The organism is Flavobacterium fluvii (assembly GCF_900129545.1).
In the GTDB taxonomy this organism is placed as follows: domain Bacteria; phylum Bacteroidota; class Bacteroidia; order Flavobacteriales; family Flavobacteriaceae; genus Flavobacterium; species Flavobacterium fluvii.
Genome location: NZ_FQWB01000002.1, coordinates 89,195 through 102,740 on the forward strand (window position 1 = coordinate 89,195; position 13,546 = coordinate 102,740).

A 13,546-nucleotide genomic window follows, 5' to 3' on the forward strand; every position below is an offset into this window, starting at 1 on the left:
TTGTGACGAATACTTTTTATTCGTGAACGATAACCCATTCGCCAGAAGCCAATAAACTTTCGGCTTTTTTGAATTTCATCGTTTCGGTATTTCCTGTGGCAACTTGCTTCACGGTTACATTGTCATTGCGGTTGATTTTTGGTTGATCGCGAACAATGGTTTCCGTAACCTGGCGTTGTTGTGTTTGTCCAGCTTCGCGATTGGCACTTTCGCTGGAAACAATTTCGTCTTTACTGGTTGTATAATCTTCTTTCTGACGAACTTCTTTCGCTTCCTGAATAGCTGGTGCAGCAACTTGTTGTGGTAAATCACCTTTGAACAAGAATGAAATCACTTCTTTGTTGATGCCGTTCAACATCGAGCTAAACAAATTGAAGGCTTCGAATTTATAGATAAGCAAAGGGTCTTTTTGTTCGTGAACGGCTAGTTGAACCGATTGTTTCAATTCGTCCATTTTACGTAAGTGTTTTTTCCAAGCTTCGTCCACAATCGCCAAAGTGATGTTTTTCTCGAAATCGGCAATCAATTGGTTTCCTTTGGATTCATACGCTTTTTTCAAATCGGTAACCACGTTCAAGGATTTGATTCCATCCGTAAACGGAACGATGATGCGTTCGAATTGGTTGTTTTTGTCTTCATAGACATTGCTGATGATCGGGAATGCTTCTCTCGCACTGCGTTCTGTTTTTTCGGTGTAAAATGCCAAAGCTGCTTTATACACTTTTCCAGTCAATTCGATATCCGTCAATCTGTTGAACTCACTTTCGGTGACAGGTGAAGTGATGGAGAAATAACGAATCAATTCGAATTCGAAGTTTTTGAAATCATTGCTCGGTTTATTGTCGCTTACGATCAAGTCGCAAGTGTCATACAACATATTGGCGATATCCAGTTTCAAACGCTCTCCAAACAAGGCATGACGACGACGTTTGTAAACCACTTCACGTTGGGCATTCATCACGTCATCATATTCCAATAAACGTTTACGAACACCAAAGTTGTTTTCTTCCACTTTTTTCTGCGCACGTTCGATAGATTTGGTCATCATCGAATGTTGGATTACTTCGCCTTCTTCCAATCCCATTCTGTCCATTACTTTTGCAACTCTTTCAGAACCGAACAAACGCATCAAGTTGTCTTCAAGAGAAACATAAAATTGGGAACTTCCCGGATCTCCTTGACGACCGGCACGACCACGCAACTGTCTGTCCACACGACGAGAATCGTGACGTTCCGTACCAACAATTGCCAAACCACCAGCTGCTTTCACTTCTGGAGTCAATTTGATGTCGGTTCCACGACCAGCCATGTTGGTAGCGATGGTTACCACTCCCGGTTTTCCTGCTTCTTCCACGATTTGTGCTTCTTGCTTGTGCATTTTTGCATTCAAGACGTTGTGCACAACACCACGCATTTTCAACATTCGGCTCAATAATTCCGAAATTTCTACCGAAGTTGTCCCGATCAACACGGGTCTTCCTGCATTCGATAATTGAGTTACATCCTCGATTACGGCGTTGAATTTTTCACGGGTTGTTTTATAGATGTAATCTTCTTTGTCGATACGAGCCATTCCTCTGTTGGTAGGAATTTCAACCACGTCCAATTTATAGATTTGCCATAACTCGCCAGCTTCCGTAACGGCTGTTCCAGTCATGCCGCCTAATTTGCTGTACATTCTGAAATAATTTTGCAGCGTTACCGTTGCAAAGGTTTGGGTGGCATCTTCAATTTTTACGTTTTCCTTGGCTTCAATGGCTTGGTGCAAACCATCAGAATAACGACGACCGTCCATGATACGACCGGTTTGCTCGTCTACAATCATGATTTTGTTGTCCATGATCACGTATTCCACGTCTTTTTCGAAAAGCGTGTAAGCTTTCAAAAGTTGTGTCAACGTATGGATACGCTCGCTTTTTACACCAAAATCTTGGAATAATCTTTCTTTTTCTTCGGCTTCAGCGTCTTTTTCCAAGTTTTTCTTTTCGATGGCGGCAATTTCGGTTCCAATGTCTGGAAGTACAAAAAATCCGCTGTCGGTGTCGCCTGAAAGGAATTTAATTCCGTTGTCGGTCAATTCTACTTGGTTGTTTTTTTCTTCAATTACAAAGTACAATGCCTCATCCACTTTCGGCATTTCTTTGTTGTTGTTCTCCATATAGGAGTTCTCGGTTTTTTGAAGCAATTGTTTGATTCCTTCTTCACTCAAAAACTTGATCAAAGCCTTGTTTTTAGGCAAAGCCCTGTAGGCTCTCAATAATATGAAACCACCATCTTTTGTGTTTCCTTCCTTGATTAATCTTTTGGCTTCGGCCAAGAATCCGTTCGCCAATTGTCTTTGCAGACTGACCAAATTTTCGATTTTTGGTTTCAACTCGGTAAATTCGTGGCGATCTCCTTCCGGCACTGGACCAGAAATAATCAACGGTGTACGGGCATCATCAATCAAAACCGAATCGACCTCGTCGACAATGGCATAATTGTGTTTGCGTTGCACCAAATCATTTGGCGAATGCGCCATGTTGTCTCTTAAATAATCAAAACCAAATTCGTTGTTGGTTCCGTAAGTAATGTCGGCATCGTAGGCTTTTTTTCTTCCTTCGGAATTCGGTTGGTGGTTGTCGATACAATCCACGGTCAAACCGTGAAATTCGAATAAAGGAGCTTTCCAAGTGCTGTCACGCTTGGCCAAGTAATCATTCACTGTTACCAAATGCACTCCGTTTCCGGTCAAGGCATTCAAATATAGCGGCAGGGTGGCCACCAATGTTTTTCCTTCCCCAGTTTGCATTTCGGCAATTTTACCTTCGTGCAACACCATTCCACCTATCAACTGGACGTCATAGTGAATCATGTCCCAAGTGATGGCTTTACCGGCTGCGCTCCACGAGTTGGCCCAAATCGATTTGTCGCCATCAAGGGTGATGTAGGTTTTTGTAGCCGAAAGTTCGCGGTCTTTGGCCGTTGCAGTTACCTCTATTTGTGTGTTTTCCTTGAAACGTCTGGCTGTTTCTTTAACCACTGCAAAAGCTTCCGGAAGAATTTCCATCAAGGTTTTTTCCGAGATTTCGTAAGCTTCTTTTTCCAAGGCATCGATGGCCAAGTAAATGTCTTCGCGTTTGTCGATGTCTTCGGTTTTTTCAGCTTCTAGTTGAAGAGAAGCAATTTTCGCGTCTTTCTCGGCACGAGCCTCTTTTATTTTTTCTTTGAAGAAAGTTGTTCTAGCTCTTAACTCATCATTCGACAAGGCTGCAAGAACACTTTCGAACGTTTTAATTTTGGCTAAATAGGGTTGTAAAGCCTTGACATCTTTTTGCGATTTATCCCCTACAAAGGCTTTGATAATGCTATTTATGAAACTCATAATGTTTATGTATTTTATTTTATAATGTGCGTAAATTTAAACAAAAAAAAAGCCTCTTTTGAGACTTTTTTCTTGAGATATTTTTTTAATATTCGTCCTCGTTCCAAAGATAATCTTCGTCAGTAGGATAATCTGGCCAAATCTCTTCCATTGATTCATATATCTCCCCTTCATCTTCTATAGACTGTAAGTTTTCCACCACTTCTAATGGTGCTCCAGCTCTAATAGCGTAGTCGATAAGTTCATCTTTGTTAGCAGGCCACGGGGCATCGCTTAAGTAGGATGCTAATTCTAATGTCCAATACATCTTTTGTCTATTTTAGGTTTGTGCAAAAATAAATTTTTTACTGAATAAGACAAGTAAAAATTTATTTATTTTTAATTAAAGTTAAGAACGTTTTTTCAGACAGCAGATTTCAGTTTACAGATTTCAGATTGTTGGCAGGAAAATCTATTTGAATTGCTGTAAATCTGTTGTCTAAATATTTGAATTCTGCCTTCTGTAACCTGAAATCTGCAAGCTGATTACTTTCTCGGAATCCATTTTACTTCCTCGGCGTTTAAATCGTTGGACAACTTTCGTGCCAATACAAAAAGGTAGTCAGAAAGTCGGTTTAAGTATTTGATTACTATTTCGGCAACGGCTTCATTGTGGTCTAAATGTACCGCCAAACGTTCTGCGCGGCGACAAACGCATCTGGATATATGACAATATGACACGGTAGTGTGTCCGCCGGGCAACACGAAATGCGTCATTGGCGGAAGTGCTTCTTCCATCGTGTCGATTTCTTTTTCGAGCAATTCGATGTCGCTTTCCGTTATTACGAGTTTTTGCAAACGCAATTCCCCGTTTTTCATTACTTCTTTTTCGGGTGGAGTGGCTAGAATGGCGCCAACGGTAAACAATCGATCCTGGATTTCTATCAGGATGTTTTTGTAATGTGGATTGATTTCTTGGTCTCGAATTAACCCAATATAGGAGTTTAATTCATCCACCGTGCCGTAGCTTTCTATGCGGATGTGGTCTTTTGGAACTCGTGTGCCGCCAAAAAGTGCGGTGGTTCCTTTATCGCCTGTTTTGGTGTAGATTTTCATTTTGATAATAAGATTTTATAAACTGCCAACTGCGACTGAATACTGATTACTTTGTTGTGTCACTTTCAATCATTCCGTCACGCAAACGGATAATTCTTTTGGCGTGGGCCGCAATTTCCTCCTCGTGGGTTACCACAATGATGGTGTTGCCGTTGCCGTGGATTTCTTCCAAAAGTTTCATGATTTCTTCGGACGTTTTGCTGTCCAAATTTCCCGTGGGTTCATCGGCAAGAATGATTGATGGTTTGTTGACCAAGGCTCTTGCGATGGCAACCCGCTGGCGTTGTCCTCCCGAAAGTTGGTTGGGTTGGTGGTCCATTCTGTCGGCCAGATTTACTTGATGCAATACACTGGTGGCTCTCTCTTTTCTTTCTGCCTTGGAATATCCTGCATAAATCATCGGCAAAGCCACGTTGTCCAATGCCGTGGTTCTAGGCAAAAGGTTGAAAGTTTGAAAAATGAAACCAATTTCCTTGTTGCGGATGTCGGCCAATTCGTCATCGTGCATTTGGCTCACGTCTTTTCCGTTGAGAATGTAAGTTCCCGAAGTAGGTGTGTCCAGACATCCCAAAAGGTTCATCAAGGTAGATTTTCCGGAACCCGATGGTCCCATGAGTGCCACGTATTCGCCTTTTTTAATTTCTAAATTGATGCCTTTAAGCACATACACGATTTCATTTCCAAGGATAAAATCCCTTTTGATGTTGGTTATTTTTATTAATGGTTTTGACATTTTATATAAGATTTACCGCTTTAGCAGGCCCAGCGTGACATTAAAGTTTGGTTTAAAAGTACAAAAGACTTTTGAATTACAGGTAAGTAGGCTTTTTTTAAAATTTGTTACATTTTTTTAAAATCTAAATTCGTTTCATTTCGAACTTTTTAATACACAAAAACAGGTTTTTAGTACTTATATAATTAGAATTGTGTTTTGTGTAATTTACTTGTTTTTCAGTATGTTATCACAATTTTTTCAAATAGTTTCATAATTTTTGGTTTTATATTGAATGTGCTGCAATTCGATATAGATTTGTTGGGTAATGTTAAAAAAAAACAAAAATTATGAAAAGTACAAAATGGTTATTTGGAGTTGCATTAATCGCTTTAGGATTTACATCTTGTAAAGACGAGAAAGAAGCCCAAGCCGAGAAAGCGGTTGACAGTTATGTTGTTTATGTAGATTCAGTGGAAAAAGTTGCCATTGAAGATGCCCAAAAAAACTGGGAAGGAATTGATGCAGTTTATCAATTGAGAATGAGCGAAGCTGAGGCTAATTTAGCCAATTTAAAAGACAGCATAAAAGCAAGGGAAAGAATAATCGCGAGTAGAGACAGGTATGAAGTAATACGAACCAAAATGGTTGTTGTAGCTGCTCCTGTTGTCGTGGATTCTAAACAGCAATTGAGAAATGCCTTGTTTGGTGAAGGAAAAATTGGAGACGACATGAATTTTGATTGGGTTAATGCAGGAAATATTCACGGTGTGTACCAAACTTTTATTCATACTGCCGAAGACAATAAAGACAGTTATTCCCGTGAAGATTGGGACGAAATCAAGTTGATGTATGAAGCCTTGGACAGCAGAAAAAACACTGTTGAAAAAGAAGGTCTTAGCAAAGAAGACAACAGGGAAATTGCAGGTTTAAAATTCAAATTTGCTCCAATGTTGAAAGTCAACCGAATGGGAGCGAAATCGGAAGAAATGAAGGAAGCAAAAGAATAGTTGGTTAAAAAATAATAGTTAATTATTAATTCGGGAAAAATGATGGTCAGTGATGGCTGTCATTTTTTTTTAAGCTTTATAAACAAACATTGATTTAATTCGATATTTTGTAAATCTTGGTAATGTCTTTCAGTATTTCGGTGAAATTGATGTTCAGGTCGATTAGTTTGCCGCTGTGAATGTCAAAAATCCATCCATATACTTTCAAATCTCGTTCGTTGTAAGCTTTCTGGACTTCGGCAGTTTTAATGATGTTGATGCACTGTTCCTGTACATTCAATTCGATTAATTTTTTATATTTTTCCTCCTCGTTGGTGATGGTGTCAAGAACCTTTTGGTGAATTCGGTACACATCGCGAATGTTTCTCAACCAAGGATTCAAGATACCCAAATCCGATTGTTGCATGGCGGCATACACACCGCCGCAGCCGTAATGTCCGCAAACGATGATGTGATTTACTTTCAAATGCACTACGGCATAATTAATGACCGACATCGAGTTGAGGTCGGTATTGGGAACCATGTTGGCAATATTGCGATGCACGAAAACGTCTCCCGGTTCCAAGCCCATAAGCTCTTCGGCAGAAACACGACTATCGGAACAACCAATGTACAGAAATTCGGGAGATTGTCCTTTTGACAGTTTCTTGAAATAATTCTCGTCTGTTTTGAGTTGTTTGACAATCCAATTTCGGTTGTTCTCAAATATTTTTTTGATATCCATATTGCAAATTTGAATTTTAAAGGTACAAATCTAGGTTCTAATCACAAAATGCTCTTTCGGTTGTTCTCTTCTAAAGAAAACCAATCCCCACTGAAATGTATCAATCGTTACGGTTACTTTCGGATGTTTTTTGATAATTTCCCAAGCTTCTTCCATTTCGGGTGACCAATGAATGTCGTCAAAAATCCAAACAGTGTCGTTGGTAATTGTAGGCAATAAAAGTTCAAAATACTCCAAAGTGGCGGTTTTGGAATGGTTGCCATCTATATATATTAGATTGTAGATATTGGATTTTAGATTTTGGGATTGTAAATATTCGCCGAATTCGGTTAGTACTAATTCCACATTGTTGCCATTCAATAATTGCAATTGATTTTTTGCCATTGCCATTGTATTTGGACAACCTTCCAATGTGGTAATGGATGCTTTTGAATTTCCCAAAGCCAGGGCAGAAGTGGCTAATCCTAATGAAGTTCCAATTTCTAAAATAGTGTCCGGTTGAAAATAATTGGTAATTCTAAACAATAATTCCGCACGTTTTGGAGTGATTCCGGCGGTTTTGGCAATTTGGTTAATTTGTCTTGTATTTGATTTGAAAACTTTGGAACCGGCACCAAAATCGGTGACTTCAATGGTGTTTTTATTTTCTAAAAGCGATTTTCGGTAGGTTTTTAAAATTTCATATTCCGGTTTAGGTTTCTTGTCATAAAAACATTTGGTAATCAATTGAAACACAAACGGCGAATGCACAGCGTGTTCGTTTTTGGAGTGCCAAAGGAATTTAAGATAGGATTTAATTTGGAAGAGCATAGGTTTTTGTGTTTTTTGAAAAAAATAAGCGATAATTAATTTGGTTTAAATCTTATAGTTAATAATCTTTTTTTGTTTTAAAACTTCTTATTTGAGTTTTTAATCTTTTGATAATATTTTTATCTTCAATTTTAATCTTTGTCAAAATTTCTAAAATAGCACTTAACCTATCTTTTAAAATCATATATAAATCGAAATTATCATTTGTATGTGATTCATAATATTCTTTCAAAATAATATAAGTTTCTATACAATCATTTAAACAATTTTGAGTAGTTGTGTTTTCATTATAATTGTGAGCACATCTTCTAGCTATATATCCTAAATCCCCTTCCGAAATCATAATATTATTTATATTAATGCCACCCAAGAACCGCCTGTCTAGTTTGTTTATCTTTTGTAAATTAATTAGTAAATAGCAATATTTTTGTAAAACGTTTCTTGAAGCAAGTGCTTCATTTTTAATAAGAATTTCAAGATGAAAGGATAGTATATTTGTAGCATCGCTTCCTTCTTCAAAAACATTTTTTTCAAAAGCGAGATAAGTATAGTCAGAAATTGTTGATGCAATTTTAATTTGAAGAAAAGCTGATTTATATTTTCCTGTCTTTTTAGTATAAATTTGAAAACTTAAATCTTCTAAATTTTTAAAACAGGTATTTATTAAATTAGAATTTTTAGATGTAATCGATTTGCTAAGGATGATTGAAAATATATTAAAAATTTTAAAAGCTATTTCTCTCCAATGTATGGAGTCAGTACCGTTTTTTTCAGAATAATCAGTGGAAAATTTAAAATCAGCTTCAACCGATTTTATAAATCCATTTAATGTAATTATATCTTTATCATCAGGCATATTAGATATTACCTGATTTTCTATAATCCTTTTAACTGTTTCTATACATTCAATAATTTCTTCCTCTTTGTTATAATTAAAAAGTCTATTTATATATCTCTCAAAGAATTTTTCTCGGAATTCCTGATAATGATATGAAGTTTCTTTTTTTTCAATTAAATCAAAATACATACTTTCAATTGAGTTCAAAATACCTCTTAATATTCCAGCGTTATTAGGTTGCAGTAAAGAAAAATCAATTATTTTGATGTAAAAAGATATTAGTCGTTCTGTTATATACTGTTTGCTTTTTAGATTTTCTTCATCAATAATAAGACTAGATAATTTTATTGTTACTTTCCTAATAATTAACTGTGCTTTTACACTTTCAGAAACACTAATCAATGCAATTGTAATATTAGTTACCTTTATTAAATGGTCATTTTCATATATTTCTGCTGATTTATCGATGTCTTTAATTCCATTATTGTTTATGAAAATTGACTTAGAATCGATTTTATGAATTTCTTCTGAAGCTATTTTTTCAGGTTTTAAAGATGAAAACAAATTAAACGCAACTGGAATAAGGAATAAAATAATTGTAATAAAAAGGATTGCATTAAAATAAACAATCGAAATTTCATGAGAGGATAGATTTTGAGTTGGAATTATTATGCTAGATATAATTGCTACAATAATTGTCGATACCGAAAAACTGATATAATATGCACTTAATGGATTTATCAAAAAAGATTTTTGGAAATCGACTCCTGATTTTTGTTTAAAAAATTCATAAGCAACTAGAGAAACAGTAATGTAAATCCCAATAAAAGAAACCAAAGAACTAATAATCAAATTAAATAGCTCATAGATTTTTGTGTAATTTTCAATACTTAAATAATCTGGAATAAAAGGAGGGGCATTATAATATACAAATCCTCCTATAAAAATTATAAAAATTGGATAAATAATGAATTTGAAATTTAGTATATTATTCATTTTTCTTCAAAAAGTTTAATCTCTAAAATTAGTAAAGTATGTGCAATAAATAAGAGTTAAATTTTTTAGTTTTTAACAAGTTTGTAAGAATTTATCAAACGAGTAAAATTGAGTTTTTTTAATTGTTTTGTAAAAATACAAGCCTTACACGCTTCACTTTAAACACTATCTTTGCAACCTTGGTATTTTCGCAAATGAAAAACCTGTTTTTATAATGATGATGGAAGAAATAGAAGAAAAGATTGTAATAAGTTCGGAAGAAATTGATAGATGCATTGCTGTTTTGGCACAATTGAACAGCGATACCGACCAAATATTTGAAATTCCAAAAGACCAGCGAATTGCTTTAATCAAAGCAGCGGGACAATTTTCACGGCCGGATCGGGATGAGTTTGCGAAGAGAAAGAAAGATGGAAAAGCGGTTGCCAAACGCAAACAGGAAAAGAAAGACCGAACAGCTCGCAAAGAAACAGGAATTCGTTCTGCTCGGGAAGCAAGTATTTTTGTGGCTCCAAAATTGTTGGCATTGAATGATCTTGCCAGTAAGGAACAGTTGGAGCTGGAAACGCCAAAAAAATGTTATGTCTGTAAAACGGAGTTTACTAAAATGCATCATTTTTACGATACAATGTGTTCGGATTGTGGTGATTTTAATTACGCCAAACGCTTTCAAACTGCCGATGTAAAAGGACAAATTGCCGTGATTACAGGTTCTCGCCTGAAAATTGGTTATCATATTACATTGATGCTTTTGCGTGGTGGAGCGACAGTTGTTGCAACGACCCGTTTTCCGGTGGATTCGGCTTTGCGTTTTTCCAAGGAAGAGGATTTTATGGAATGGGGACATCGCCTGAAAATTCACGGATTGGATTTGCGCCATATTCCGAGTGTGGAAATTTTCTGCAATTTCATAGAGCAAAAATACGGGCGATTGGATATCCTGATTAACAATGCGGCACAAACTGTGAGACGCCCTGCTGGTTTTTATACCCATTTGATGGAAAATGAAGAGCGTCCGATTGGCACTTTGCCACAGCAGGCACAAGAGTTGTTATTGGATCACACCAATTGTTTGGATGAATTGAAAGTATTGACTTCGGGAGCTTCTTCCAATCAGAATATGCCGGTAACCTGGCACGGACCGGAACCCGGAATTGGTTTACGGGCTTCCGCCAAGTTGTCCCAGATTCCGTATTCGTTTGATAATGCACTGGTGGCACAGGAAGTTTTTCCGGAAGGAGAACTTGATGCCGATTTGCAACAGGTAGATTTACGAAAGGTAAACAGCTGGCGATTAAAATTAGGTCAAATCGAAACTACCGAAATGATTGAAGTACAATTGGTCAATTCGGTTGCACCTTTTGTGTTATGCAACCGCCTTTCGGAAGTGATGAAGAAAGACAATACGGGCAAAAAACACATTATTAACGTTTCGGCGATGGAAGGGAAGTTCTACCGCGATTTCAAGGAAGACCGCCATCCGCATACCAATATGGCGAAAGCAGCGTTGAATATGTTGACGCATACTGCCGCAGGAACTCTTGCAAAAGACGGTATTTTCATGAATGCCGTGGACACGGGTTGGGTAACCGACGAAGATCCCGCAGAATTAGCCAAAAGAAAACAGGAAGAACAAGATTTTCAACCGCCTTTGGATATTGTTGACGGTGCTGCTCGTGTAATGGATCCTTTGTTTGACGGAATCAATACAGGAAAACATTGGTGCGGGAAATTTTTGAAAGATTACAGACCAATTGCCTGGTAAAACTTAATTGTTTTGAAAAAATAAAAACCACAACAGAATCTGATTTCGTTGTGGTTTTTATTTTTTATCGTGGGTTTAATTTAATTCCTTTTGGACGAATACGCTTAATTAACCGAAACTAATTTTACTTCAAAAACAAGTGATGAACCTCCGGGAATAGGTCCCATCGTGTCATTTCCATATCCTAAATGAGCAGGTACAAAAAGAATTCCGCTGCCTCCAACTTTTAAAAGGGGAATGCCTTCTGTCCAGCCTTTTATCACTTGATCCAGGCCAAAAGAAATTCCTTCAGGACCGCTTTGGTCAAATACGTTTCCATCGGTGAAATACCCTTTGTAGGCCACGGTTACATTTGATGTTGCAGTCGGTTGGGCTCCAGTTCCAGGTTCGTTTATCACATAATATAAACCTGAATCGCTTTTTTGCGCGGTTAATTTATTTTTGGCTATGTAATCGGTGATTTCTTTGTCGTTTTTGGCAACGCAATCAACGGTTGCTTCTTTTGGTACTTCGTTTGTCTCTTCTTTGCTTTTGTTGCAAGAAATGAAAAGAGTCAAGACCACTAAGGTAGATAATAAATGTTTCATGGAAATAGGTTATTTTTTTAAGTTCGCAAATATAGTAAAAACGGATTGTGATTTTTGTTAAAAATACAAGTCCTCAAAATTGGAAAATAGTTTGTCTTAAACCATTAAGGTCATTAAGAAAATTAAGATTCGAAGTGTTCTTGATTTTCTTGATTGTAAAAAATAAAGATATTAACAACATTTCCAGTAGAGCCAAATTGCTAAGTTTATTGAGTAAATCATTGGTGTTAGAATCCTTCGCCGTCATTAAAATAGAAGGTTTGGGAATCACGTCCCAATCCAAAATTAACGATGAAATTGGTCAAGGTTGTTTTGTCAAGCAGGATTCTTAGCCCAACTCCAATTGCGGGCTGAACAGCTTCGAATGAGGTAAGGTTTTTGCTGGTAGTGGTTGCTGTTGTGGCATTGGCAAATACTGTTCCGCTGATCATTTGGTTTTTGGTAATTGGAAAACGGTATTCACTTTCAAAAAACATCAGGTTTGTACCTCTTAAAAGTCCTTGCGTATACCCTTTTCCGCTACGGCTGTTTTGGTCCCAACCTATCGCTGGAAGATTTAAATAAGGCAACCTGCCTCTTAATTGAAATTGGCCATAAGCCCAAAAACCAAGAACGTGCTGTTTGTTGATTTTGCTGAGCGGTAAAAAATATCTGCCTTCAAATAATATCGTTGCACTGCGGTGTGTGTTAAGATCTGTTTTGGGATTGTAACGGTAATTCATGTTCAAGAACAAACCGGTATTGGTGTTTATCAAGTTGTCCCTGGTGTCATAAATCATATTGAAACTCATCCCGTTGACAGCATAATTCTTGTCGCTGAATCCATAATTTTTTGAATAATTATAGTGATAGGTATATTTATTATTGGCAGCATCCAGCAGTTTGTCACGGATATCGGTATAACTATCGAAATGAATTCCTGCTCCTATAAAGAAATCACGAAAGACATAGTAGGAAACTGTTTCGTGAAATTTGAAATAATTGTAATCCATGGGTTGCTCAATGGAATTGAAATCAAATTCTTGGAATTCGGTTCCCCAAGGAATAATGTTGGTTCCTAGGCCATAATTGGATTGCGAGAAAACATAATATCGAAAATCACCGCTAAAAAACAACCGGTCGTTGTTGATGTACATATTGTTTTTTAGATAGGTCAGGACTTGTTTTTGCGTGCTATAAGAAGCTCCTCCCGACCACAATGAAACTTTGTTTTCCGGCTTTATTTTGAAACTGAATTGGCTGATGAATCCAAAAGTGAAACCATTTGCAGGCTGGTAACCCAATGTGGGAAATGCGATTAATTTTCTTTTGGAATCAGGTTTGCTTATTTTTAGGGTGTCTTCTTTTGTGAATAAATCAACTATGGAGCGCAGATGGAGTTTTTTTTCGCCTTCTTTTTTCTCTTCCTGTGAAAAAGTGGTTTGAGATAGGAAAAGAATAAGCAGTAACAGGATTCTCGATTTCAAAATAGTTGTAAAATTCATTAAAGAGTGTCTATACTTTGACGTATTTCTAACAGATTATAAAACTAAACAAAATTCCATTGTAAGTATTTGATTAAAACGATAAAATGTTTTTATTATTAGGTTGCCGAATTGTAAACAAAAAAAACGCGACAAAATTAATTTTGTCGCGTTTTTTTGTT

The 13,546-nt window shown here is 36.8% G+C and carries 11 protein-coding genes; 2 read left to right on the plus strand and 9 right to left on the minus strand.

Translation table 11 applies throughout. The annotated features are described in order from the left end of the window. Positions 1 to 16: 16 nt before the first annotated feature. From secA to BUC16_RS06130, 4 genes are all read right to left on the minus strand, one after another. Positions 17 to 3,364, minus strand: a complete 3,348-nt coding sequence (gene secA / locus BUC16_RS06115; RefSeq protein ID WP_073368932.1) for a preprotein translocase subunit SecA — start codon at positions 3,362 to 3,364, stop codon at positions 17 to 19. A gap of 85 nt (positions 3,365 to 3,449) precedes the next feature. Continuing rightward, complete coding sequence (locus tag BUC16_RS06120; protein ID WP_007138072.1) at positions 3,450 to 3,671, minus strand: DUF2795 domain-containing protein; 222 nt, start codon at positions 3,669 to 3,671, stop codon at positions 3,450 to 3,452. A 218-nt stretch (positions 3,672 to 3,889) separates the two neighbouring features. Next, positions 3,890 to 4,459, minus strand: a complete 570-nt coding sequence (locus BUC16_RS06125; RefSeq protein WP_073368935.1) for a cob(I)yrinic acid a,c-diamide adenosyltransferase — start codon at positions 4,457 to 4,459, stop codon at positions 3,890 to 3,892. Positions 4,460 to 4,505: 46 nt separating this feature from the next. Beyond that, positions 4,506 to 5,192, minus strand: coding sequence for an ABC transporter ATP-binding protein (locus BUC16_RS06130; protein ID WP_073368937.1), 687 nt, complete (start codon positions 5,190 to 5,192; stop codon positions 4,506 to 4,508). 329 nt (positions 5,193 to 5,521) lie between these two features. Between BUC16_RS06130 and BUC16_RS06135 the strand changes: the two genes are divergently transcribed. Beyond that, the gene (locus tag BUC16_RS06135) at positions 5,522 to 6,181 is read left to right on the plus strand and encodes a DUF6565 domain-containing protein (RefSeq protein WP_073368939.1); all 660 of its coding nucleotides are present in this window, start codon (positions 5,522 to 5,524) and stop codon (positions 6,179 to 6,181) included. Between the two features lie 94 nt (positions 6,182 to 6,275). Here BUC16_RS06135 and BUC16_RS06140 read toward each other — a convergent pair whose 3' ends face one another. Genes BUC16_RS06140 through BUC16_RS06150 form a run of 3 tightly spaced genes read right to left on the minus strand, consistent with a single transcriptional unit; the run spans position 6,276 to position 9,549 of the window. Continuing rightward, positions 6,276 to 6,905: a carbonic anhydrase gene (locus BUC16_RS06140; protein WP_073368941.1), complete on the minus strand. Its 630-nt coding sequence runs from the start codon at positions 6,903 to 6,905 to the stop codon at positions 6,276 to 6,278. 30 nt (positions 6,906 to 6,935) lie between these two features. Continuing rightward, positions 6,936 to 7,715, minus strand: coding sequence for an O-methyltransferase (locus BUC16_RS06145; RefSeq protein WP_073368943.1), 780 nt, complete (start codon positions 7,713 to 7,715; stop codon positions 6,936 to 6,938). Positions 7,716 to 7,773: 58 nt separating this feature from the next. Then, entirely contained in the window at positions 7,774 to 9,549 is a 1,776-nt protein-coding gene (locus BUC16_RS06150) for a hypothetical protein (RefSeq protein ID WP_073368945.1), read from the minus strand. 214 nt (positions 9,550 to 9,763) lie between these two features. On the opposite strand from BUC16_RS06150, the gene BUC16_RS06155 reads away from it, so the two are divergent. Next, entirely contained in the window at positions 9,764 to 11,314 is a 1,551-nt protein-coding gene (locus tag BUC16_RS06155; RefSeq protein ID WP_073368946.1) for an SDR family NAD(P)-dependent oxidoreductase, read from the plus strand. A 104-nt stretch (positions 11,315 to 11,418) separates the two neighbouring features. On the opposite strand, the gene BUC16_RS06160 is transcribed toward BUC16_RS06155, so the two are convergent. Beyond that, positions 11,419 to 11,901, minus strand: coding sequence for an FKBP-type peptidyl-prolyl cis-trans isomerase (locus tag BUC16_RS06160; protein ID WP_073368948.1), 483 nt, complete (start codon positions 11,899 to 11,901; stop codon positions 11,419 to 11,421). Between the two features lie 227 nt (positions 11,902 to 12,128). Further along, positions 12,129 to 13,385: a BamA/TamA family outer membrane protein gene (locus tag BUC16_RS06165; RefSeq protein ID WP_073368950.1), complete on the minus strand. Its 1,257-nt coding sequence runs from the start codon at positions 13,383 to 13,385 to the stop codon at positions 12,129 to 12,131. Between the last annotated feature and the right edge of the window lie 161 nt (positions 13,386 to 13,546).

Excerpts from the sequence above, each read along its gene's own strand:
- BUC16_RS06165 (WP_073368950.1), bottom strand. The coding sequence starts at position 13,385 with ATGAATTTTACAACTATTTTGAAATCGAGAATCCTGTTACTGCTTATT.
- BUC16_RS06140 (WP_073368941.1), bottom strand. The coding sequence starts at position 6,905 with ATGGATATCAAAAAAATATTTGAGAACAACCGAAATTGGATTGTCAAA.
- BUC16_RS06135 (WP_073368939.1), top strand. The coding sequence starts at position 5,522 with ATGAAAAGTACAAAATGGTTATTTGGAGTTGCATTAATCGCTTTAGGA.
- BUC16_RS06145 (WP_073368943.1), bottom strand. The coding sequence starts at position 7,715 with ATGCTCTTCCAAATTAAATCCTATCTTAAATTCCTTTGGCACTCCAAA.
- secA (WP_073368932.1), bottom strand. The coding sequence starts at position 3,364 with ATGAGTTTCATAAATAGCATTATCAAAGCCTTTGTAGGGGATAAATCG.
- BUC16_RS06150 (WP_073368945.1), bottom strand. The coding sequence starts at position 9,549 with ATGAATAATATACTAAATTTCAAATTCATTATTTATCCAATTTTTATA.
- BUC16_RS06120 (WP_007138072.1), bottom strand. The coding sequence starts at position 3,671 with ATGTATTGGACATTAGAATTAGCATCCTACTTAAGCGATGCCCCGTGG.
- BUC16_RS06130 (WP_073368937.1), bottom strand. The coding sequence starts at position 5,192 with ATGTCAAAACCATTAATAAAAATAACCAACATCAAAAGGGATTTTATC.
- BUC16_RS06125 (WP_073368935.1), bottom strand. The coding sequence starts at position 4,459 with ATGAAAATCTACACCAAAACAGGCGATAAAGGAACCACCGCACTTTTT.
- BUC16_RS06155 (WP_073368946.1), top strand. The coding sequence starts at position 9,764 with ATGATGATGGAAGAAATAGAAGAAAAGATTGTAATAAGTTCGGAAGAA.
- BUC16_RS06160 (WP_073368948.1), bottom strand. The coding sequence starts at position 11,901 with ATGAAACATTTATTATCTACCTTAGTGGTCTTGACTCTTTTCATTTCT.